The organism is Streptomyces sp. Q2, assembly GCF_056820935.1.
In genome coordinates this window covers 50,816-73,535 of the sequence record NZ_JBXEJE010000020.1, presented here as the reverse complement: position 1 = coordinate 73,535, position 22,720 = coordinate 50,816, and the positions used below count along the sequence as shown (strand labels likewise).

The 22,720-nt window shown below is 72.6% G+C and carries 17 protein-coding genes; 6 read left to right on the top strand and 11 right to left on the bottom strand.

Annotation, left to right across the window (positions count from 1 at the left end):
• Positions 1–59: 59 nt before the first annotated feature.
• From ACWBNA_RS22695 to ACWBNA_RS22685, 3 genes are all read right to left on the bottom strand, one after another.
• Positions 60–1,301, bottom strand: coding sequence for an SAV2148 family HEPN domain-containing protein (locus ACWBNA_RS22695; protein ID WP_482706490.1), 1,242 nt, complete (start codon positions 1,299–1,301; stop codon positions 60–62).
• A gap of 102 nt (positions 1,302–1,403) precedes the next feature.
• Complete coding sequence (locus tag ACWBNA_RS22690; protein WP_482706288.1) at positions 1,404–2,717, bottom strand: copper amine oxidase; 1,314 nt, start codon at positions 2,715–2,717, stop codon at positions 1,404–1,406.
• Positions 2,718–2,816: 99 nt separating this feature from the next.
• Positions 2,817–3,647, bottom strand: coding sequence for a Tat pathway signal sequence domain protein (locus ACWBNA_RS22685; RefSeq protein ID WP_482706287.1), 831 nt, complete (start codon positions 3,645–3,647; stop codon positions 2,817–2,819).
• A gap of 193 nt (positions 3,648–3,840) precedes the next feature.
• Between ACWBNA_RS22685 and glgX the strand changes: the two genes are divergently transcribed.
• The 3 genes from glgX (at position 3,841) to ACWBNA_RS22670 (ending at position 10,209) form a co-directional block, all read left to right on the top strand.
• Positions 3,841–5,958 (top strand): glycogen debranching protein GlgX, encoded by a 2,118-nt coding sequence (gene glgX, locus ACWBNA_RS22680; RefSeq protein WP_482706286.1) that lies wholly within the window; start codon positions 3,841–3,843, stop codon positions 5,956–5,958.
• A 70-nt stretch (positions 5,959–6,028) separates the two neighbouring features.
• Positions 6,029–8,377, top strand: coding sequence for a malto-oligosyltrehalose synthase (gene treY / locus ACWBNA_RS22675; RefSeq protein WP_482706285.1), 2,349 nt, complete (start codon positions 6,029–6,031; stop codon positions 8,375–8,377).
• 581 nt (positions 8,378–8,958) lie between these two features.
• The gene (locus tag ACWBNA_RS22670; RefSeq protein WP_482706284.1) at positions 8,959–10,209 is read left to right on the top strand and encodes a M14 family zinc carboxypeptidase; all 1,251 of its coding nucleotides are present in this window, start codon (positions 8,959–8,961) and stop codon (positions 10,207–10,209) included.
• An 81-nt stretch (positions 10,210–10,290) separates the two neighbouring features.
• On the opposite strand, the gene ACWBNA_RS22665 is transcribed toward ACWBNA_RS22670, so the two are convergent.
• The 3 genes from ACWBNA_RS22665 to ACWBNA_RS22655 all read right to left on the bottom strand — a co-directional run bounded on the left by ACWBNA_RS22665 (position 10,291) and on the right by ACWBNA_RS22655 (position 12,775).
• Positions 10,291–10,716: an SSI family serine proteinase inhibitor gene (locus tag ACWBNA_RS22665; protein ID WP_482706283.1), complete on the bottom strand. Its 426-nt coding sequence runs from the start codon at positions 10,714–10,716 to the stop codon at positions 10,291–10,293.
• The gene (locus tag ACWBNA_RS22660) at positions 10,713–12,077 is read right to left on the bottom strand and encodes a M14 family zinc carboxypeptidase (protein WP_482706282.1); all 1,365 of its coding nucleotides are present in this window, start codon (positions 12,075–12,077) and stop codon (positions 10,713–10,715) included. The genes ACWBNA_RS22665 and ACWBNA_RS22660 overlap by 4 nt, the downstream gene beginning before the upstream one ends.
• A 146-nt stretch (positions 12,078–12,223) precedes the next feature.
• Positions 12,224–12,775, bottom strand: a complete 552-nt coding sequence (locus tag ACWBNA_RS22655) for an FHA domain-containing protein (RefSeq protein ID WP_482706281.1) — start codon at positions 12,773–12,775, stop codon at positions 12,224–12,226.
• 171 nt (positions 12,776–12,946) lie between these two features.
• Between ACWBNA_RS22655 and treZ the strand changes: the two genes are divergently transcribed.
• Complete coding sequence (gene treZ, locus ACWBNA_RS22650) at positions 12,947–14,692, top strand: malto-oligosyltrehalose trehalohydrolase (RefSeq protein ID WP_482706280.1); 1,746 nt, start codon at positions 12,947–12,949, stop codon at positions 14,690–14,692.
• 75 nt (positions 14,693–14,767) lie between these two features.
• Here treZ and ACWBNA_RS22645 read toward each other — a convergent pair whose 3' ends face one another.
• Together ACWBNA_RS22645 and ACWBNA_RS22640 are read right to left on the bottom strand one after the other, a co-directional pair.
• Positions 14,768–15,706: an aminoglycoside phosphotransferase family protein gene (locus ACWBNA_RS22645; RefSeq protein ID WP_482706279.1), complete on the bottom strand. Its 939-nt coding sequence runs from the start codon at positions 15,704–15,706 to the stop codon at positions 14,768–14,770.
• Positions 15,707–15,778: 72 nt separating this feature from the next.
• Positions 15,779–16,906 (bottom strand): M24 family metallopeptidase, encoded by a 1,128-nt coding sequence (locus ACWBNA_RS22640; RefSeq protein WP_482706278.1) that lies wholly within the window; start codon positions 16,904–16,906, stop codon positions 15,779–15,781.
• A gap of 192 nt (positions 16,907–17,098) precedes the next feature.
• Between ACWBNA_RS22640 and ACWBNA_RS22635 the strand changes: the two genes are divergently transcribed.
• Positions 17,099–17,854, top strand: coding sequence for a phosphodiesterase (locus tag ACWBNA_RS22635; protein WP_482706277.1), 756 nt, complete (start codon positions 17,099–17,101; stop codon positions 17,852–17,854).
• On the opposite strand, the gene ACWBNA_RS22630 is transcribed toward ACWBNA_RS22635, so the two are convergent.
• Together ACWBNA_RS22630 and ACWBNA_RS22625 are read right to left on the bottom strand one after the other, a co-directional pair.
• A complete protein-coding gene (locus tag ACWBNA_RS22630) occupies positions 17,847–18,491 on the bottom strand; it encodes a PDZ domain-containing protein (protein ID WP_482706276.1) in 645 nt (214 codons plus the stop codon). The genes ACWBNA_RS22635 and ACWBNA_RS22630 overlap by 8 nt on opposite strands.
• A gap of 93 nt (positions 18,492–18,584) precedes the next feature.
• Positions 18,585–19,451, bottom strand: a complete 867-nt coding sequence (locus ACWBNA_RS22625; RefSeq protein ID WP_482706275.1) for a LysR family transcriptional regulator — start codon at positions 19,449–19,451, stop codon at positions 18,585–18,587.
• 95 nt (positions 19,452–19,546) lie between these two features.
• Between ACWBNA_RS22625 and ACWBNA_RS22620 the strand changes: the two genes are divergently transcribed.
• Positions 19,547–20,269, top strand: a complete 723-nt coding sequence (locus ACWBNA_RS22620; RefSeq protein WP_482706274.1) for a CTP synthase C-terminal region-related (seleno)protein — start codon at positions 19,547–19,549, stop codon at positions 20,267–20,269.
• A 10-nt stretch (positions 20,270–20,279) separates the two neighbouring features.
• Here ACWBNA_RS22620 and cyc2 read toward each other — a convergent pair whose 3' ends face one another.
• On the bottom strand, positions 20,280–22,436 hold the full coding sequence (gene cyc2, locus ACWBNA_RS22615; protein ID WP_482706273.1) for a germacradienol/geosmin synthase Cyc2: 2,157 nt from the start codon (positions 22,434–22,436) through the stop codon (positions 20,280–20,282).
• Positions 22,437–22,720: the final 284 nt, after the last annotated feature.

Genomic DNA, 22,720 nt, shown 5'->3' with positions numbered 1-22,720 from the left:
CATGTGCCACTGACAATCCGAGGACCGCGTTCCGCTTACGGCCTTGCCATGGGGACAGTTCAGGACACCGGCCGCGAATCCGCCCAGGACGCCTCGAACTCCTCGCGATAGGTCGGGAAGAGACCGGCCTCGTCGACTTGGCCCGACTTGACCAGCTTGCTCCCGCCGCGCAGGACCAGCACCGGCGCCTCCATGCCCCGCGAGCGCCGCAGATAGGACTGCACCACGGCGATGCCGTCCGCGCCGTCACCGTCGACGAGGTACGCCGTGAAGCGGGGCGTGTCGTCGTAGACCTGGATCTCGAACGCCCCGGGGTCGCGCAGCTTGGAGCGCACCCGGCGCATGTGCAGGATGTTCATCTCGACCGCGCGGCTCATTTCGCCCCGTTTGATGCCGAGTTCGCGCTCGCGCCGCTTGACCGCGCTGGAGGCCGGGTTGAGGAACAGCAGCCGTACCCGGCAGCCGGACTCGGCCAGGCGTACCAGGCGGCGGCCGGAGAAGTTCTGCACGAGCAGGTTGAGGCCGATGCCGACGGCGTCGAGCCGGCGGGCGCTGCCGAAGATGTCCTCGGCGGGGAACTGGCGCATCAGCCGCACCCGGTCGGAGTGCACGGCGACCACGTCCCCGTACCGGTCGCCGACGAGGTCCTCGACGGCGTCGACGGGAAGCCGGCGTGCGGAGGGCACGTCGCCGGCCGTGCCGAGCATCTCCAGGAGGCGGGCCGAGGCCCGCTCGGCCTGGCCCAGGACGGCCTCGGACAGGGCCCGGTTGCGCGAGACGACGTTCCGGGTGACCTCGAGTTCGTCCAGGGCGAGTTCGACGTCCCGGCGCTCGTCGAAGTACGGCTCGAAGCACGGCCAGTGCTGCACCATCAGCTCACGCAGCTGCGGAAGGGTGAGGAAGCTGAGGACGTTGTCGTCGGCCGGATCGAGCAAGTAGCCCTTGCGGCGGCTGACTTCGCGTACGGCGACCGCACGCTGGACCCACTCCTGTCCGGCGGGGCCGGCGGCGGCGACCACCCACTCGTCGCCGTGGACGGGTTCGTAGATGGGGCGCAGAACGGCGGCCACGACGGCCCGCAGCCGCTGTTCGACGAGGTTCAGCCAGATGTAGGCCCGCCCGGCCCGCTGGGCACGGGTACGGACCTCGCGCCAGGCGTCGGCGTCCCAGTCCAGCTCCGGTCCGATGGTGGCACCCGCGTCCATCGGCCGTGCCAGGGACACCGTGCCGGGCGGGGCGTCTGCGGAGTTCCCCTCGTGACCCTCGTCACCAGGGGGCAACTCCAGCCCTCCCGAGCCCACCCGCGCACCGCCTTCCGCTCCCCCGAGCACTCCCCGTCCCAACGATCAAGGAAGGGTACTCCGGGAGCGGTCGGCGGTGCAGCAGGATGGACAGGTCGTTTCTCAACTACCGTTCGCCGGACGTCCGTTCTCACCGGCGAGGGCGGGCGGAGTGAGCGGATTCATAGCGGTGACGTCACGGGGGGCGATGGAGAAGCCCTGCCAGTGGACCGGCATGGGCTGCTGGTCCTCGTCCCGGGCTATGTGGTGGAAGCCGACGTTCACCCAGGCCACGGGGTGGGTGAGGGTCTGTCCGTTCACCCACTTGTCGACGGACTTGGGATGGGTCCGGGCGCAGCGCGGGTTGTTGCTGGCGAACAGCTCACACTTGTCGTACTGGGTGAAGTAGACGTCGTGCTGGGTGAAACCGCGGCCCGGGTAGCGCGTGGTGGGGCCGGGGACGATCTCGTACGACCGCGCGTGCCCGTCCTTGTTCTTGCCCGTCGCGCTGACCATGCGCCACCAGCGGTAGGCCTTGGCGTCGCCGGCGCGTTCCTTGGTGACCTCGGTGCGGGTGGTCTTGGTGGTCGGGGTCAGCCGGCCGCGGGTGGTGACGGCCGAGTCGTACTGCTCGACCTGGTTCCTGGTGGAGCCGTCGAGGGCGAAGTCGAGCCGCCAGAAGGCGTTGTGGCTGTGGCTGGTGGCCTTGCCCTTGGCGCCCTTGCCGATGGGCCAGCCGCGCCCGTCGCCCGCGTCGTAGTCGAACGGCGAGAGGCTGCCGGTCGCGCCGACGTTCATGGTGATGGTGCCGTCGTCCTGGAAACGCCACTCGGTCATGTACTCGTACCAGCCGACCTGGTTGACCGTGTACACGAGGAGGTCCTTGCCCTGGGCCTGGTAGACCTTGTTCCCGGTGTCGCCCTGCATGCGGTAGGCGTGGCCGCGGGAGCGCGTGGTGGTGCACAGGCCCTTGACGTTCGGGTTCTCGCCCGGGTACTGGTCCGGGATCTTGACGGTCTTGATGGTGCCGCCGGGGCACTCGGCCGCCGCCAGCGGCATCAGGTCCTTGGCGAAGTCCTGGCCCGTGAGGTCGTCGTACTCCTCCTTCCCGTCGTCGTACGGGACGTGGATCTGGCCAAGCCGGGCACTGTTCAGGACCTTGATCGGCTTGGGCTCGCCCTTGGGCTGGTAGGAGACGTCGTCCAGGACGAGGCCGGCCATGCCGTCGTAGCGCCAGCACATCCGCCAGGTCGTGCCGGTGGAGAGCTTCTGCTCGATGCGGTACGCGGCGCTGCAGTCGGCGGCAGCCGCCGCGGCGGCTGCCGGCTGGGCGGCGGCCGGTCCCGTGCCGGTGGTCAGACCGGCGGCCAGCGCGGCCACGGCGAGGCCGAGGGCGGCCGTCCGCTTTCGGGCACGGCTGATTCTGTTCACGTGCATGAAGAAGTGACTCCCTCGCAGGAGGTGCGGGTACGAAAGGTGGACGAAGATCGGCCGAAAGCCGAGCGAAAGCCGGACGAAGGCCGGACGAAGATCGGCTCAGCGGTCGAGTTCGGCGACCTTGCGGGCGCTCAGGTCGATCACCAGGGACCTGGTGTCGATCCACGGCCCGTTCTTGACCTTCGGGAACAACCGCACGCAGCGGTGCTCGCCGCATGTGTCCAGTACGGCGGGCTGGGCGCCCGGCGCGGCCCGGTAGACGCCGCCGCTCAGCCTCAGCTGGTCCGGGGAGGTGAGCTCCTTGCCGGTGGCGTCCTTGTAGTCCGCCTTGAGACCGGCGCCCAGCGGGTCGCCGATCAGGAGGTTCGCCGCCTCGATGGTCTCGGTCCGGCTCGGCGGCGGCTGGACACCCTGCTGCTCGGTGGTCCCGACGACCTTGCCGGCGTCGAGGTCGACGGTCCTGGTGACGAGGGTGTCGTCGCGGTAGTCGTAGAAGGTCACCTCGGCACGCCTGGGCGCGTCCGTGGCACCGCTCCCGTCCGCTTCCGGCTCGGCGAGGTCGACGGTGAGGCGCTGCGGGCCGCGCTCGCCCTCGACGTCCTCGCTCGCGTTGAACATCTGCCGGCTCACGGCGATCTGTTCGACCCGCTTGATCTCGTCGTCGGTCAGCGGATCACTTCCCTGGCCCTTCTCGCCCTCGGCCGGGGCCTGCTCGACCACGCCGGGAGCGACGGCCGCGCCCTGCTCCCGGCCCCCGTCCTGGCCCTGTCCCGCCTGCTGTGTGGACCGGCTGCCCGCCTGTCCACCGTTCGTTTCGTCGGCCCCCGCCGATCCCGGCAGGGTGATGGCGACCATCGCGGCGGTCGAGGCCACCGCGATGGCCGTACCGGCCACCACCTTGCCGAGATGACGGTGCACTGCGTCGCGCACGTCTTCCCCCTGCTCCCCCGAGATCCCGGGAGTGCGAATTTGCCCCACTGGTTCGGCATACCGGCCGCATGAGGCGGGGTATGCACTGGTCGCTCGGTAAGAGGGAGCCACGTCATAGGTGGTTCCACTACTTTCGTGGACACTCGGGGCCAAGGCGCCCCAGCGGCGCGGGACACCTGGAAGAGTCGAATCCATGCAGGTCTGGCCTGGAGAGGCATATCCGCTCGGCGCCACGTACGACGGCGCCGGCACCAACTTCGCGGTCTTCACGGAAGCCGCGGACCGAGTAGAGCTGTGTCTGCTGCACGACGACGGCTCGGAGACGGCGGTGGAACTGCGGGAGAGCGACGCGTTCGTACGGCACGCCTACCTGCCCGGCGTCATGCCGGGACAGCGGTACGGCTTCCGTGCGCACGGGCCGTACTCCCCCGAGCGCGGTCTGCGCTGCAACTCGTCGAAGCTGCTGCTCGACCCGTACGCGCGGGCGATCAGCGGCTCGATCCACTGGGGCGAGGAGGTGTACGGCTACCACTTCGACGCGCCCGAGCGGCGCAACGATCTGGACTCGGCGCCGCACACCATGACGTCCGTCGTGGTCAATCCGTACTTCGACTGGGGCGACGACCGGCGGCCGCGCACCGAGTACCACCACACGGTGATCTACGAGGCCCATGTCAAGGGCCTCACCATGCGCCACCCGGGGCTGCCGGAGGAGCTGCGCGGCACCTACGCCGCCCTCGCGCACCCGGCGATCATCGAGCACCTCACCGAGCTGGGCGTCACGGCGCTGGAGCTGATGCCCGTACACCAGTTCGTGAACGACCACCGGCTGGTCGACATGGGCCTGAACAACTACTGGGGCTACAACACCATCGGCTTCTTCGCCCCGCACAACGCGTACGCCTCCTGGGGCGACCGCGGCCAGCAGGTCCTGGAGTTCAAGTCGGCGGTGCGGGCGCTGCACGAGGCGGGCATCGAGGTCATCCTGGACGTGGTCTACAACCACACCGCCGAGGGCAACCACCTGGGCCCGACGCTGTCCTTCAAGGGCCTCGACAACCCGCAGTACTACCGGCTGACGGACGACCCCCGCTACTACATGGACACCACGGGCACCGGGAACTCGCTGCTCATGCGGTCCCCGCACGTCCTGCAGCTGATCATGGACTCGCTGCGGTACTGGGTGACCGAGATGCACGTCGACGGATTCCGCTTCGACCTCGCGGCCACCCTGGCCCGCCAGTTCCACGAGGTGGACCGGCTGTCCTCGTTCTTCGACCTGGTGCAGCAGGACCCGGTGGTCTCCCAGGTGAAGCTGATCGCCGAGCCCTGGGACGTGGGCGAGGGCGGCTACCAGGTGGGCAACTTCCCGCCGCTGTGGACGGAGTGGAACGGCAAGTACCGCGACACCGTCCGGGACCTGTGGCGCGGCGAGCCGCGCACCCTCGCCGAGTTCGCGTCCCGGCTCACCGGCTCCTCCGACCTGTACCAGGACGACGGGCGGCGCCCGCTCGCCTCGATCAACTTCGTGACCTGCCACGACGGCTTCACCCTGCACGACATGGTCTCGTACAACGAGAAGCGCAACGACGCCAACGGCGAGGACAACCGGGACGGCGAGAGCCACAACCGCTCCTGGAACTGCGGGGTGGAGGGTGAGACCGACGACCCGGCCGTGCTGGAGCTGCGGGCGAGGCAGATGCGGAACTTCATCGCCACGCTGATGCTGTCCCAGGGCGTCCCGATGATCAGCCACGGCGACGAGGTCGCGCGCACCCAGCGCGGCAACAACAACGCGTACTGCCAGGACAGCGAGCTGGCCTGGGTCCAGTGGCCGGAAGCCGGGGGGCCCGAAAGCGAGCTGCTGGACTTCACGCGCGCGATCGTGCGGCTGCGCAAGGAGCATCCGGTCTTCCGCCGACGGCGTTTCTTCCACGGGCGGCCCGTGGAGGGCACGCACGACGAGCTGTCGGACATCGCCTGGTTCACCCCCGAGGGCAAGGAGATGACCCAGCGGGACTGGGACCGCTCGCAGGCGTCGGCGCTGACGGTCTTCCTGAACGGCAACGCGATCTCCGAGCCCGGAGCGCGCGGGGAGCGGATCACCGACGACTCGTTCCTGCTGATGTTCAACGCCTCGCCGAAGACCCTCGACTTCGTGGTGCCGGTCAATCACGGCCGGCAGTGGCAGGTACTGGTCGACACCGCCCGCACGGACGGGGTACCGCCCGCCACGGTGCCGAAGGTGCAGGCCGGGGACCGGCTGACGCTGGTCGACCGGAGCATGACGGTGCTGCAGCGGCCGGTCTAGCCGGTCCCGCGCGAACGCATATGGAGGGGGCGATGACACGAACGGCCGCCAGGCGGGTACGTAGGTCTGCATGACACCTGAGCGACCTGACCCGGCGGTGCCGTCGGCCACCTACCGGCTGCAGCTGCAGCCCGCGTTCCCGTTCCCGGCCGCGGCGGCGGCCGTGCCGTACCTGGCCTCGCTCGGCGTCTCGCACCTGCACCTGTCGCCGGTCCTCGAGGCCGTTCCCGGCTCGGCGCACGGCTACGACGTCGTGGACCACGCGCGTGTGCGCGAGGAACTGGGCGGCGAGGAGGGGCTGCGGGCGCTGGCGCGCACCGCCCGGGAGCACGGGCTCGGCCTGGTGGTGGACCTCGTGCCCAACCACATGGCCATGGCACCCCGGCACAACCACGCCCTGTGGGAGGTCCTCAAGGAGGGCCCCAAGTCGCCGTACGCGCGCTGGTTCGACATCGACTGGGAGGCGCAGGACGGGCAGGTGCTGCTGCCGGTCCTCGGGCACCCGCTCGGCACGGAGATCGAGCACCTGTCGGTCGACGGGAGCCTGCTGCGCTACTACGACCACGTCTTCCCGCTGCGGGAGGGCACCGAGGACCTGCCGCTGCCGCAGCTGCTGGACGCGCAGTGGTACCGGCCGGTGTGGTGGCGGCTGGCCCGTACGGAGCTCAACTACCGACGGTTCTTCAGCATCTCCGAGCTCATCGGGGTGCGGGTCGAGGACCCGGAGGTGTTCGAGGCCACCCACGCCAAGATCCTCGAACTGCTTCACGAGGGCGTGATCGACGGCCTGCGCATCGACCACCCCGACGGCCTCGCCGACCCCGACGCCTACCTCCTGCGACTGCACGAGGCGACCGGCGGCCGCTGGACGGTCGTGGAGAAGATCCTCGCCGACGGGGAGCCCCTGCCGGCCTCCTGGCCCGTCGCGGGCACCACCGGCTACGACGCCCTGCGGCACGTCGACGGTCTCTTCGCGGACCCGGCGGGGGCCGGGGAACTCCTCGGGCAGTACCGGCGGTTCGCGGCCCCGCAGACGGACCGGGGCGGAGACTGGGACGCGACCGTGCGGCGGGCGGCGTACAAGGTGCTCACGCACGAGCTGGCGGCGGAGACCGACCGGCTGACCCGGGTGGCGAGCCGCCTGTGCGCCCTGTCGCCCGAGCCGGCGCTGCGCGACCGGGCACCCTGGGCGCTGCGCACCGCGCTCCAGGAGCTCCTGGTCCGGCTGGAGGTCTACCGGCCGTACGCCTCCGGGGACGCGGCCCGGGTCGTCACCGAGGAGGCCGCGGCCGAGGCCCGGCTCGCCTTCGTCGTCCCCGAGGAGGCCGGCGCGGTCGACGTCGTACGCGACCTGGTGCTGGGGCGTTACGGCGACAGCCCCGGGCACGTCGAGTTCCGGACCCGGTTCGCGCAGACCTCGTCGGCGCTGCGCGCCAAGTCCGTGGAGGACACGGCGTTCTACCGCTATGTGCCGCTGCTGTCGGCGACCGAGGTGGGCGGGAACCCGGGGAGCCCGGCCGTGTCCCCGGAGGACTTCCACGCCTACTGCGCGCGCGTGCAGCGCGACTGGCCGGCGTCGGGGACGGTCGTGTCGACCCACGACACCAAGCGCAGCGCCGACGTGCGGGCGGCGCTGGCGGTGCTCACCGAGTGCCCGCAGCGCTGGGCAGACGTGCTGGCCGAGGTCACCCGCACCGGCGAGGGCGTCCCGGACGCACAGCTGGCCTGGGCGGCCTGGCAGACGGTGTTCGGGCTCGGCCCGGCGGCCCCGGAGCGTGTCCAGGAGGCCCTGCTGAAGCACGTGCGCGAGGCCGGCCTGTACACGAGCTGGACGGAGCAGGAGCCCCCGTACGAGGAGGCGGTGGCCGCGTTCGTCGCGGCGGGGCCGTGCGGGGCGCCGGGCGAGCACGTGACCGCCTTCCGGAGCCTGCTGGAGCCCCACATCCTGGCCAACCTGCTCGGCACCGCCCTGGTCCACCTGACGATGCCGGGGGTGCCGGACCTCTACCAGGGCACGGAGAGCGAGTACCGCGCCCTGGTCGACCCGGACAACCGCCGGCCCGTGCGCTTCCCCCCGGAGCATCCCGGCGCCAAGGACGCGCTGACGCGCGCGGCGCTGGGTCTGCGTGCCCGACGCCCTGACGTGTTCGGCGACTCGGCGACCTACGCGCCCCTGGCCGCCGAGGGCCCGGCGGCGGCCCACTGCGTGGCCTTCACGCGCTCGGGAGAGGTCCTCACGGCCGTGACGCGGTTGTCGCTGCGGCTGGCGGAGGCGGGCGGCTGGCGGGACACCGTGCTGCCGCTGCCGGCGGGCCGGTGGGCCGACGCCCTGACCCCGGGACGCGAGTTCACGGGGCACGCGCGCGTGGCGGAGCTCTTGGAAGGGCTGCCGGTGACGCTCCTGGAGCGGGTGGGCTGAGCGGAGGGGCGGCGTGCCGCGATGGCCTCGCGCCCGGCGGGCACGCACCGGTGGCACCGCTGGAACGGACGCGCTGACGCGCACGAGAAGCATGCCCCGGACACCTCACGCCTGACAGACACCCACCAGTGGCACCACTGGAACAGGCGCGCTGAGACGCACGAGAAGCATGCCCCGGACGCCTCACGCCCGGCGTGCGTCTTTCGCCGCGCGCCACGGGCCCGTCCTCGCGACCGGGGTGCGCCCGCGCGCGCTCCCAGGGCTCGTGCCGGAGGGCCGGCGCGTGGTGGTGGCCGAGGGAGCGCTGGAGCCGAGGGGGCTCGACGAGGGCGTACGCGTGCGTGGACACGCGGCGGTCGGTGCGTGCTCCCGGCGCGGGCCGGACGTGGGTCTTGAGGGCGGTTGCGCAAGGGCCTGCCACCCCGGCGGGCCGGGCGACCGCACGCCCGCCGGTACATGCGGCTGAGCCCGCGGCCGGTCAATGCCTCCGGGCGCCCCCGAGAGCCTCCCCCGAGGCGTCCTTGACACGTCAATCACAGCGTGGGCTACTGCGATTGCGAAGCCGGGCGGATGTGACGGGGGTGAGTCTCCTGCCGGAGCTGCGCTACCCCACGGTGAACGAACTGGTCGCGTCCGCACGGGCGTTGGCCGCCCACCGGCCCGGCGTGTGCGTCCTGAGGCAGGTGGGCGTCTCCCGGGCGGGCAGACCCCTGCACCTGCTCTCGATAGGGCACGCCCGCCGTGCCGTGCTGGTGGTCGCGGGCGCCCACTCCAACGAGCCGACGGGTGGCGCCACGCTCCTCGCGGTCGCCGAACGGGTGCTGGAGGAGCGGGAGTTGCGCGACGGCACGTCCTGGCACTTCCTGCTGTGCGCCGATCCCGACGGGGCGAGCCTCCATGTCACCCCGGCGCCGCGCAGCCTGCTCGACTACCACCTCGGGTTCTACCGGCCCGCGGGACAGGAGCAGCCGGAGTGGTCGCCCTCCGTGCTGCCTCCCGACCGGCTGCCGCCGGAGACGCGCGCCCTGACCGGGGTCATCGACGAGCTGCGCCCCTATCTGCAGGTGACGCTGCACGGGACCGATCTGGGCGGCAGCTGGGTGCAGTTGACGAAGGACGTGCCGGGACTGGCCGAGCCGTTCGCCAAGTCCGCGGCGGAGCTGAACATCCCGGTGGAGACGGGTGCCTCGGATGCGGCGGGCTGGCCCGCCTCGGGGCCCGGCGTGCATGTCATGCCCTCGCCCGGCGCGGGTGCGGCCTACCCGAGCATGCCGGACGACGCCCGGCGCAGCACCTGGTACCACACCCACCGGTACGGCGGTCTGACCGCGATCGTCGAGGTACCGATGTGGGCGAGTGACCTGGTGGACGACCCCGCGCCGCACCCCGCGCCCGCCGCGGCGATGCGGCAGCTGGCGGGGCGGCTGCTGCGGGACTCGCTGGAGGTGGAGCAGGTGCTCGCCGACGTGCTGCCGCGGCTGCGGGGCGCCGACGGGCCCCTGCTGCGGGCCGCCAGGTGGGGGCTGGAGCTGGTACCGGGGCTGGCCGCGGACCTGGTCCACACCCCGCCCGCCGACAACACCCGGGCGTACGTCGGCAGTGTGGACGCCTTCGCGCGCCGGGTGCCGCTGCGGGCCGCGGCCATGCTGCTGCGGGTCCTGCGGGAGACCGACGACCGTGCGGCACCTTGCCTCGAACGGCTGGTCGCGACCTGGAGCCACGCCTTCGCGGAACGCTTCCGGGCCCGCTGGGTGCCCTTGGAGCACCAGGTCGAGCACCAGTCCCGCACGGTCGTCGCGGCGGCGCTGCACGCCCGTGACCGGGCGGCGTGAGACTGCCGCACGCGCGCGTGCGGCGCCTCCCGACGTGCGGCGCCCCGTGATCGGCGGCCGTCAGCCGTCAGCCGTCAGCCGTCAGCCGTCAAGTGCGAAGATCGCCCCCGTGCGCGCCCGAAGCACACAGGTGTTCGAGAAGGTCTCCCGGTACTCGACGGGCCGTCCGTGCCACTCCCCGCGCGCGTGGGCGGTCACCGGCGCGTAGATCATGGAGCAGTACGTCTGCCGGGTGGGGACGGCGCCGATGTCGCCGTCGGCCGCCGCGAGTTGCGCGCAGGCCTCGACGGCGCGCCCGTGGCCCTGCGGCGGGTCGCAGAGCAGGAGGGTGCCGCGGGTGTCGCTGGAGCGGGTGTCGCCCGTGGTGAGCGTGACGAAGAGCCAGTCGCTCCCGGCGGACTCCTGGGGCGCCGCCTGCGCCGGGGCCGCGGTGGCGAGGAGAAGGGCGGCCGTCGCGAGCAGGCCACCCCGTACCGCTGTCGCTGTTGCTGTGGTGGTGTACGTCATTCCCGGTGCATCGGCACGGCGGCCTCGGAACCCCAGCCCGACTCACCCGAACGGGAGCGCGCGGACGCGTACCGTCCGGCGAGCTCGAAGGCGGCGAGGACGACCCGCGACTGGTACTCCACCTGGCGCGCGACGGGGACCCAGCGCGCCCCGCAGCCGTCGCGGTAGTCGGTGCACCACTCGTCGACCAGCCGGTCCAGCTCCGGCAGCGCACCGGCCGGGTCGGTGCCGGAGCGGGTCACGAGCTGGTGCAGCAACCCCGCGGTCCGCAGAGCGAGGCGTCGTCCGGCGATCCGCAGGGCCGTCAGGTGGGCGGTACTGAGGGGTGGCAGCGGGCGCTCGCCCACGGCGACGTCGGGGTCCCACGCGTCGGCGAGGCCGGGGCAGACCAGTAAATAGTCCTCGACCGGGGCGAGCAGGCGGGCCGCGTCCGGCGCGGCGGCGAGGTGGGGCCGGAGCCGCGCGAGGATCCGCTCCAGGAGGTGCGCGTCGTGACGCAGGGTACGGCTGACGGTGCGCAGCACCGCGGCGGCGTCGGCGGGCGGCGCCCCGTCCTCCACGGCGGCCACGCCCCACATGGGCGCCTCCACGACGGCGGTCACCGTGCCGTGCCGGTGCGGGTGGAACCAGGTGGACTCGACGGCGGCCTCGGTGATCGCCGCGGCCAGGTCGGTCGGTCTGGGCGGCGGTATCCGGTAGACGGCGGGCCCGAGGTTCGGCCAGTACAGGGTGTCGTAGGGGCCGAGTTCGCGCGGTATGCCGAGGCGGGCCGCGGTGTGCGCGACGCGCTGCGCGAGGCCGGGCAGGTCGCGGGTGAGCTCGACGAAGCCGCCGCCGACGTCGACGCCGTGCAGGGAGCACTGGAGGAAGGGCCGCAGTTCGTCCTGGAGGCCGAGCAGTGCCCGGGTTTCGGGCAGTACGGCGCCGGCCGCGCCGTCGGGCAGCCATTCGGGCTGTTCCAGGAAGCCGGGCCGGAAGAAGTTCCGGAAGTAGTGGCCGAGGGCGTACGGGCCGCGCAGCCAGCGTTCGTTGCGGCGCAGGCCGTCGGGGTCGAGGCAGAGCAGCAGGTTCCAGGTGGCGTCGGCGCCCGCGGTGAGCGTGGGGTCGGCGAGGGCGCGCTCGGCCAGCCGCAGGACGGTAGCGCCGCCCACGGGCTCGTTGGCGTGCGGGCCCGCCACCACGAGGGCCTGTCGGCTGCCGTGACCGACGGAGAGCAGCCACATGGGAGTGCCCGCGCGCGAGGTGCCCACCCGGCGCAGTCGGGCGTCCTCGGGGTGGCGGGCGACGAGGGCGGCCGCCCGGGAGCCGAGTTCGTCGACGGTCGGATAGCGGAGGAGTGGCGGCAGGGCGCACCTCCACAATGTGGTGCCGTCGGTTCACCTGATGTACATGGTGTACGCACAGTCAGTCACGAGTTGACGGGTACGTCAACACCACGGAGAGCAAAGGGACTTGAGGCGCACAGGGCGTAAAGCGCGGGCCAGAACTAAGTGTTGGCTTGGTGGGCTCAGTGGGCCGAGAGCCGGAACGCCATCCGCCCGAACCCGATCTGGTCGCCCTCGCGGACCACGGCGGCACCGATGACCCGTCGCCCGTTCACGGTCGTGCCGTTGGTCGAGCCGAGGTCGCGCAGCACCCACATGCCGCCCTGCCGGCTGAGTTCGGCGTGCACCCGGGACACCGTCTCGTGGGTCAGGCGCAGCCCGTTCGCGGGGTCGCGGCCGATCCGCAGGGCGTGGCCGCTGCCGGGGTGGGGCAGCAGCAGCTTGGGCAGCCGCTCGGCCTGCCAGGCCCTGCGCAGCCTGACCGTGAACCCCGAGACCGCCTCGACGGTGCCGAACACCACGCGGGACAGGCGGCTCTCCGTGGGCAGGTCGGCGGTGAGCGCCGCGAGCTCGTCGGAGCGGCGGGCCGAGAGCGCCAGTTCCATCCGCCGGACGAACGTGTCGTGCGAGAGCCGTCCCATGGCGACGCCGTCACGGAGCACCTGCAGCGCCTTGTCGCGCTCCGCGTCGGACAACCGCGCGGGGTACGTGTTGAACTCGAAGGACGACGTCACGCTCGTGATTGTCGGCCAGTGAACGCCGGGTGTCCAGAAAACGCGGAAACGGCCGTCACACACGCCCACCTGGCGACACCTGCCGCAATGGGACGGATTCACCGGCACATTGATCGCGTTTGAAGCACGATGGACGGGCTACATCACTGAGCAGACGAAGGGGAACCGTCCGTGCAGTTCGAGGTGTGGGCACCGCAGGCCGATCGTGTGACGCTCCATTGCGACGGCGCCACGCGCGCGATGGAGCACGATCCGGCGCGCGCGGGCTGGTGGCGGACAGACGCGGAAGCGCGGGACGGCACGCGGTACGGCTTCGCGGTGGACGACGGCCCCGTGCTGCCCGACCCGCGGTCGCGCCGGCAGCCGGACGGCCCGGACGGGCTGAGCGCGGTCGTCGAGCACGACCGGTACGCGTGGGGCGCCCGGTGGCCGGGCCGGCCACTGCCGGGCGCGGTGCTGTACGAGCTGCACGTGGGCACGTACACGCGCGAGGGCACCCTCGACGCGGCGGCCGAGCGGCTCGGGCACCTCGTCGAACTGGGCGTGACTCACGTCGAGTTGATGCCCCTGTGTCCCTTCCCCGGCCGGCACGGGTGGGGCTACGAGGGGGTCTCGCTGTGGGCCGTGCACGAGCCCTACGGCGGGCCCGAGGCGCTGAAGCGCTTCGTCGACCGGGCGCACGAGCTCGGTCTGGGCGTGGTCCTGGACGTGGTGCACAACCACCTGGGCCCGTCCGGCAACTACCTCCCCGCCTTCGGCCCGTACTTCACGGACACCCACCACACGCCCTGGGGCTCCGCGGTGAACCTGGACGCGCCCGGTTCGGACGAGGTGCGGGCGTACCTGCTGGACAGCGCGCTGGCGTGGCTGCGCGACTACCGGATCGACGGGCTGCGCCTGGACGCGGTGCACGCGCTGGCGGACACACGCGCGTGCCACTTCCTGGAGGAACTGTCGACGGCCGTGGACGGCCTCGCCGACGACCTGGGCCGGCCGCTGTTCCTGATCGCCGAGTCCGACCTGAACGACCCGCGCCTGGTCACCGCGCGCGAGGAGGGCGGCCTCGGGCTGCACGCGCAGTGGAACGACGACTTCCACCACGCCCTGCACGCGGCGCTGAGCGGCGAGTCCCAGGGCTACTACGCCGACTTCGCGCGCGCCCCGCTCGCGGCGGTGGCCAAGACCCTCACCGGCGGCTACTTCCACGACGGCACGTACTCGAGCTTCCGGGACCGCCGCCATGGGCGCCCCCTGGACCGCAACCGCGTGGCGGCGCACCGGCTCCTCGGCTACTCCCAGACCCACGACCAGGTCGGCAACCGCGCCCAGGGCGACCGCCTGGCCGCCTCCCTCTCCCCCGGCCTGCTGGCCTGCGCGGCGACGCTGACGCTCACCTCTCCCTTCACGCCGATGCTGTTCATGGGCGAGGAGTGGGCGGCGGGTACGCCCTGGCAGTTCTTCACCGACCACACCGACCCCGAACTCGCCGAGGCCGTACGCAAGGGCAGGCGGCGGGAGTTCGCCCCGCACGGCTGGGCCGAGGAGGACGTCCCCGACCCGCAGGACCCCGCGACCCGTGACCGCTCCTGCCTGGACTGGTCCGAGCCCGAGAGCGAGCCCCACGCGCGCGTGCTGGCCTGGTACCGCCGGCTCATCGCCCTGCGGCACGAACAGGCGGACCTCACGGATCCGGATCTGGCCGACACGAAGGTGGCGTACGACGAGGAGAGCCGCTGGCTCGCCTTCCGGCGCGGGGACATCCGGGTGGCCGTGAACCTGGCCGAGGAGCCGGCGGCGATCCCGCTGGGCTCGCGCCCCGCGCAGGTCCTCGCCGCCTGGGAGCCCGTCGAGGCGCCGGGCGCGGACGGGGCGCTGCGCCTGCCCGGCGAGTCCTGCGTGGTGCTCCTGCAGGACTGAGCCCGTCCGGCCCGTCGCACATCGGCGGCGGCCAGGACGGCGTCACCGGACCGGAACCCGGGCGTCCCCGTACCGCTACTCGTCGGTCGCCTCGTCCCGCAGTTCCGTCACCCGTTCCAGCAGGATCGCCTCCCAGGCCCGTCGCAGCCGGGACCTGAGGAGGGGCAGGGGGGTGTCGTCGCGGCCCTGGAGGCGGGCGGCGAGGTGGACGACCGTGTCGCAGCGGGCCAGCCAGAGGCCGCGCAGGCAGGGGCGGGCGCCGTAGCCGGCGAGGGTGGCGGCGCGGACCGCGGCCGGGGAGCCGACGGCGCGGGCGAGGCCGGCGATGTCCTCGGCGGGGTCGCCGATGACCGCGTCGGTCCAGTCCAGGACCCCGCGCACCCGGCCGTCGGCGCTGACCACGAGGTGGTCGGCGGTGAGGCCGTGGTGGACGAGGACCGCGCTGCCGGACTGGGCGGCGAGCTGGACGGCGGCCGGGGCCGTGAGCTGCTGGAGGCGGGCGGGGTCGAACTCGTCGGCCGCGGCGAGGCGCGCGGCGGCGCGCTCGGCCTCCCGGCGCAGGCCCTCCAGGGAACGCGGGCCGGTGCGCGGCACCCCGAGCGCCTCCGCCTGCCGGACGGGCACCTCGCGCAGGCCGGTGAGCAGACCCGCCAGGTCGGCCTCGCCGACGGCGGACACGTCGTGCTCCTCCCCCGAGCCGCCGGGCACCTTGGTGTCCAGTGTGTACGTCAGCCCGGGTGCCCACTCGCCGTGCGCCACGCTCGTCGGCACCACGACCGGCAGGTAGGGGCGGACGAGGTCGCGCAGCTGCAGTTCGCGGCGTCGGCGGACCGCGGCCTCGCGGTCGGGGGCCAGGCGCAGCACATGGCGCGTGCCGACCCACCAGGTGGCGGGCTCGGCGCCCTCGACGACGGGCCGGACGTCGGGGCCGGCGGCGTCGGCCGCGCCCTCCCTGAGGAGCGTACGGACCAGCCGGCGGACGGTGTCCGCGGTGGGTGTCGGTGCCTGGGTCATGGTCGCGCCGTTGTCGTTCCTGAGGACGTAGGGGCTCCTGCTCCTGCCGGTGTCACCGCTGCTGCGTCTGCGTCAGTCCACTGTCACCATCTCGCGGGTCGTGTCGTTGAGGCGGCGGCCGCCGTTCCCGGTGACCGTGACGATGTCCTCGATGCGTACCCCGAACCGGCCCGGCAGATAGATGCCGGGTTCCACGGAGAAGCACATTCCGGGTACGAGGGGCTGTTCCTCGCCCTCGATCATGTAGGGCGGCTCGTGGGTGGTGACGCCGATGCCGTGGCCGGTGCGGTGGATGAAGTACTCGCCGTACCCGGCGTCGGCGATGACCGCGCGGGCGGCCCGGTCGACCTCCTGGCAGGCGACGCCGGGCCGTACCGCCGCGAAGCCCGCCTGCTGTGCCTCGCGCACGAGGTCGTGCACCCGGCGCTCCTCGTCGGTGGGTTCGCCGACGTGGACCGTGCGGGAGGTGTCCGAGCCGTAGCCGTCCTTGAGGCCGCCGAAGTCCAGGACGACCATGTCGCCGTGCTCGACGACCCGGTCGCCCACCTCGTGGTGCGGGTTGGCGCCGTTCGGACCGGAGGCGACGATGGTGAAGTCGATCTGCTCGTGCCCGTGTTCTCGCAGCAGCCGGCTGAGGTCCGCGGCGATCTCGGATTCCCTTCGGCCCGCGAAGGGGACGTGCCTGATCTCTTCGAACGTCGCGTCCGCGGCCGCGCCCGCGGCCGCCATCAGCTCCAGCTCCGCCGCGTTCTTGACGGCGCGCAGCATCGGCAGGGCCTCGGTGAGGGACGCGTAGGACGTGCCGGGCAGGGCCCTCTGCAGTCCGAGGAGGTGCATCGCCCAGGCGTTGTCGCTGACGCCGAAGCTGCCGGAGGCGTCGAGGAGGGCGGCGGTGACGGCGTAGGGGTCCTTGCCGTCGGTCCAGTCCCGCAGGGTCGTGGCGGCCGCGCCGGCCGCCTTCGCCGCGTCCGGGGCCTCCAGGGTGGGGACGACGAGGACGGGGTCCTGTCCCGGGACGAGGACCAGCAGGGTGAGCCGTTCGGTGTTCGCGGGGGGCGCGTAGCCGGTGAGCCACACCAGGTCCGGTCCCGGTGCGACCAGCAGCCCGGCCAGTCCGGCGTCGGCGGCAGCCCTCGCCGCCCGCTCCATGCGGGCCCTGTAGTCGTCGGCGGTGAAGGGCGCTGCCGTGCTGCCGGTCATCCGGGCCTCCCGGGGCGGGTGAAGGGACTACGGGCAGCATCCTGCCCGGACGGCGAGGGCAGCGCGAGCCGGTTGCCAGGTCTTTCGGCATGGCGTCGCATCCCTCAGCTAACGGCTGGGCGTTGCTCAACCATTAGTCTAATGCTTGGATTCCATCACCCCATTAGACGTACTCACCGGGAGGCAGCCGTCGTGCTCGTACTCGCCCACATCAGTGATCTGCATCTGGACGGAAGCACCCGGGCGACCGAGCGCGCCGAGCGCGTACGCGACCGGCTGTGGCGACTGCCGGGACCGGTGGACGCACTGCTGGTGACCGGGGACATCGCGGACCACGGCACGGAGGCCGAGTACGAGGAGGCCGCCCGCATCCTGGGGCTGCGCGACGGCGACGCACCTTTCCCGGTACTGACCTGCCCGGGCAACCACGACAGCCGGGCGCCCTACCGCAAGGCCCTGCTGGGCCGGCCCGCGGCCGACGGTCCCGAGAACAGCGTGCACGTCTTCGACGACGGCGCCGTACTGATGTGCGACTCCAGCATCCCGGGCAGCGACGAAGGCGCCCTGGACGAGGAGACGTACACCTGGATGGAGGCGACCCTCGACGAGCTCGACGGGAGCCTTCCGGTTCTGCTGGCCTTCCACCACCCGCCACTCGCGCTGCACCACCCCCTGCCCGACGCGTATCGGCTGGGCCGGCCCGACCGGCTGGCGGCGCTGCTGGAGCGTCGGCCCGAGATCGCCGGACTGATCACCGGTCACGCGCACACACCCTCCGCCACCGCGTTCGCCGGGCGGCCGCTGGTCGTCGGGCCGGGGGTGACGTGGACGCTGCGGCTGCCCTGGGAGGGCGAGCAGGTCGCGGACCGGGACGCTCCGGTCGGGCTCGCCTTTCACGTGCTGGACGACGAACGGCGGCTGACGAGTCACTTCCGGGTGGTCACGTGACCACGCCGGGCCGGACCGTCAACTGCTGGTAGCCGCCGCTGCGGTGCCGCACCGTCAGCGTGATCTCCTTGCCGGGACGGGCGTGGGCGACCGCTCGGGCGAGGTCGGCCGCCGAGTCGATCCGGGTCCGGCCGAACACGAGGAGCAGGTCGCCGCGGACCAGGCCCGCCGTGTACGCCGGGCCGGGGACATGGACGCCGACGACCAGGGCGCCCGCCTTCTCGGCGTCCACGGCCTCCAGGCCGAGGGTCGCGCGGAGAGGCACTGGAGAGGCAGGCGGGGCAGGCGGGGAGGAGCCGGAGTGCGCGGAGGCGGACATGCTTCCCCGGACGCCCGGCGCTCCGGGCCCCGCCTGTCCTTGCCGCCCCGCCGGCCCTTGCTGCCCCGCCTGCCCCTCCTGTCCGGGCTGCCGCTGGAGTTCGGCGAGCCTGCTCATGCCGATCACCGTGGCGCCGACCGTTCCGAGGCCGATTCCGGACAGCACCAGGACCGTGCCGGCGAACACGCCGAACAGCAGGGTCCGCAGCCGCCGGCCACGCCGGCGCGCGGCGTGAGGGCGCCGGGCCGGGCCGGACCTGGTGCCGTCGGCGGGCTTCTGGCCGGGCATCGGCTTGGGTCGCAACGCAGTCTGTTCCATCGATCGCCTCCGGATGTTGATCTACCCGGCGCACCGGCGCCCGACGAGCCACGAACGAGTGAGACTGACCCTCGGTCAGGAGCGGGAAGGTACTCACGCCCGCCCCGACAACACCTCCACCAGCCGAGCCGCCGCTCCCCGCGGCGCCCCCGCGTGCACCAGTTCCGTCCGGTGCACGACCCGTGGCTCGGTGACCGGGACGGCGACCGCGCCCGGTACCCCGGTGACCGCCGACCGGGGCAGCAGGGTCAGGCCGTGGCCCGCGGCGGACAGGGCGGTCAGGGCCCGCACGTCGGTGCCCTCGTAGCGCAGGGCGGGCCGGAAGCCGTGGCCACCGGCTGCCGCACGGAGCTGGGCGAGGGGCAGGCCCGCGTCGGGTGCGTCCAGCCAGCGCGCGTCGGCGAGGTCCGCCAGGCGCAGCCCGGTGCGCCGGGCCAGGGGGTGGGTGTCGGGGAGCAGGACGCACACGGGCTCCTCGCCGACGGCGTGCGTGGTCAGCGGGGCCACGTCGGGCAGCCGCAGGGGGTCGCTGGGCGCGGCCAGACCGTCGAACAGGCCCAGGTCGGCCGTGCCGGTGGCGACGGCCGCCGCAATCCCGTCGCGGGCCAGCACCCGTACCGTGACGCCGGCCGCGGGCAGCGCGGCGACGGCTCGCGGGCCGAGGGCGGTCGGTGCGACGGCGAGCGTCAGCCCGGGCTCGGGCGCGCCGGCCATCCGTACGACGTCCGCGCGGGCCGCGTCCAGACGCAACAGCAGCGGGCCCGCGTGTTCGAGGAGCCGTTCTCCGGCCGCCGTGGGGGCGACCGGGCGGCGGGTGAGCAGCGGTGCGCCCAGGTCCTGTTCGAGCGCCGCGATGTGCTGGGACACCGCCGACTGGGTGTAGCCCAGCGTGCGGGCGGCCTCCGAGAAGGAGGCGAGCCGGGCGACGGTGACGTACGTACGCAGGAGGTGCGGGTCCATGTCCGCCAGGATCCCGCACCCCATCAGCTCTGCTTATCGCGGGTGCAGAAATCATCGTTGGACGTGAACTCCGCGCCCCGCGCAGGATGGCGTCCATGACCACCACAGCCCGGCTCGCCCTCGTCGGCGACCGCTCCCCCAACGTCGTGTCGCACACCAGGATCCCGCTCCTCCTCGACGCTCTCGCCGAGCGCGACCGGCTCGTCCTGGACGCCTACTGGATCCCGTCCGAGGACGCGGCGGAAGCGGACGCCGTACGTGGGTTCGACGCGGTGTGGGTCGTACCCGGCAGCCCGTACCGCAGCGAGGCGGGCGTGCTCGCCGCGATCCGTACCGCGCGCGTGGCGGGCATTCCGTTCCTGGGCACCTGCGGCGGATTCCAGCACGCACTGCTGGAGTACGCCCGTGACGTGTGCGGGCTGACCCGGGTGGCGCACGCCGAGAACGACCCCGGCGCCGACGACTTCCTCATCGAGCCGCTGGCCTGTTCGCTCGTCGGCCACCAGGCCGTCGTGAGCGTCGAACCGGGTTCGCTCGCCCAGACTGTGATCGGCTCGGAGCGCACGGTCGAGCGCTACTTCTGCGCGTACGGCCCCACGCGCCACCTCGACACGCTGCGCGCGCACGGCCTGCGCTTCTCCGGGTGCGACGAGGACGGCCAGGTCCGGATCGCCGAACTCCCCGGCCACCCCTTCTTCCTGGCCTCCCTCTTCCAGCCGGAGCTGTCCGGCGACGGCTCGCGCCCGCACCCGATCGTCCGGGCGCTGGCGCGAGCGGCGGTGGAGCACGCGGCGCGGGCCGCGGGACAGCCCGTCTGACGCCCGGACCTCAGGCGACCCGTACGGCGGGGGCCCGGTCCGGCAGGAACCCGTGGGCACGGCCGGCCAGCCAGTCGGCCTTGTAGCGGTCGACCTCGCGATGCCAGTTGAGGATGCCCGCCATCCAGTTCTGCAGGTCGAGCACATAGCCCCGCATGACCTCGCGGGCCTCTGCCGAGAGCGCGAAGTCGTCGTACACGACGGGCAGTTCGTGCGCGGCGACGTGCTCGAACTGCTGCATGCGCTGGGTCATCAGGTCGTGCACGACGGCGAGCGCGGCCGGGTAGTCGCAGCCGAAGAAGTTCTGCACGACGAGGATCGCGTTGTGGATCTCGCCCTCGTACTCGATCTCCTTCTGGTACGAGAAGACGTCGTTCAGGAGGCACGCGTAGTCGACGGCGGCGTTCTCCAGGGAGCGGACGGGGCCGGTGCGGTACACCTCCGGCGGGACGGCTGGGCCGTGGCCCATCCGGCACAGGCTCATGGTGAGGTCCGCGCCGAAGGTGGCGCGGCGCATCTCCAGGTAGTCGACGGGGTCGGGGACGCGGTTCTGGATCTGGTTGGACACCTCCCAGACCCAGCTCTCGGTCATCACGTTCACCGCGTCCTTGAGGCCCCGCCGTTGGCCGGGGGTCATCTCCGCCGTCGTCCGTGCCCACAGGTCGACCAGTGCGCGCTCCATGGCGTTGAGCGGGACGGGGACCTCCTCGCCGTCGACGGACATGCAGTCCGACAGGCGCTGGGTGGTCACCCGGGCGGTGGCCAGGTCCCGTCGGTGGCCGAAGACGAGCGGGTAGTAGTCGTCGCCGTACGTCCCCCAGGCGAGCCACTGCGAGCTGAGGTCGAGGACCTCGGGCGTCGCGTCCGGATCGAGGCCCGCCGCGCACAGCGGAAGGTCGTACGCGGCCAGCTTGTCCTCGTCCCAGACGCCCTCCTGGAGGATGCCCATGGCGTTCACCCAGTCGGTGAGGCGGTTGCGGGCGCCCGCCAGATGAGGGCTGAGTTCGAGCGGGAAGGGCATGGAGAAGTCGGGCAGCAGGGAGGGGCCGACCTTCTGGAACGGCACGTGCGTGTAGGCGCGCAGACGTTCCGCGCCCGCCGACGCGAGCAGGGCGCGGACGTCGGCGGCGGAGGTGCCGGGGCCGGTCAGGCCCTGCCAGGGGGCGGTGGACCGCGCCCGCGCGTTCATGTACCGGCTGGAGCGCATGTGCCATTCGTGGCCGCCGGACTGCCAGTCCTGCAGACCCTGCGTGTACTTGGCGACGGCGGCGACCTCGGCCGGGGTGAGGCCCTTCTCCAGGGCCAGTGCGGGCACTTCGGTGACGGCGGTGTGCTCGAACTGGTGGAGACGCGAGGTGAGGATGTCATTGACGGTGTCGGCGGCCTCCTGGGTGGTGCAGCCGAAGAAGGTCTCCAGGACCAACACGCCGTTGCTGAGCTCGCCCTCGTCCTCGACCTCCCGCTGGTAGGAGAACAGGTCGTTGCGCAGGTGGACGCCGTCGGAGAAGGTCTCCATCAGCACCCTCAGGGGCCTCGACTCCGCGACGGGCGGGGGCACTTCGGCGGTCGCGTACTCCACGAGTCCGGCCGACCAGGGGGCGCCGCCGACCTTGCGGCGCATCTCGATGTACTCGACGGGGTTGGCGATCCGCCCCTCGTTGATGTTGGACAGCTCCCACAGGGACTCATTGAGCAGATGCTCGGTGGCCACGGCGAAACGGCGGCGCCAGTCGGCGGACATCGACGGCACCGTACGCGCCCACAGGTCGGCCAGGCCCGCCTCTACCGGGTTCTGCGGCTCGGGCATCGGCGTGGACAGGTCCATCGGCATGAACAGCGGCAGCCGGTCCAGGTAGGCCTTGCCGCCGGCGCGGTCCTGGGTGCGTTTGAAGATCTCCAGGAAGTGGTCGTCGAAGAAGAAGACCCACACGTACCAGTCGGTGATCAGCGAGAGGGCGGGGCCGTCGCAGTCGGGGTGGGTGTAGGCGCAGAGCAGGCCGTAGTCGTGCGCGTCGAGGTCGGCCTGTTCCCAGACTCCGGACCCCTCCAGCATGCCCATGTCCCGCGCCCACCGGGTCGAATGGGCGCGGGCCTCGTCGACATGCGGGTTCAGCCGCGCGGGATACGGCATGTAGAAGTGCGGGAGTTCGAAAGGCTGCTGCGTCATGGCCGGGCCCTACCCAGGGCCCTGCGGGGGCATCCGGGGGCCCGGGGATGATCACACCATCGTGTGAATCTGGCCGTCACTCCTTGGAAAACGCTCCGAGGCGCACGCCACGGCTCCCTCGCCCGGTGTCACCGCGGACGACAACGCGACCGCGTCCCCTCATCCCGTTCATCCTGTTCATCCCGCTCATCCCGTTCATCCCGCGCCTTCGCGGTTCGCCGGTTCGTCAGTTCGCCGGTTGGTCAGTTCGTCTGTTCGCCACCGTTTCCAAATCCCCTCCCGCG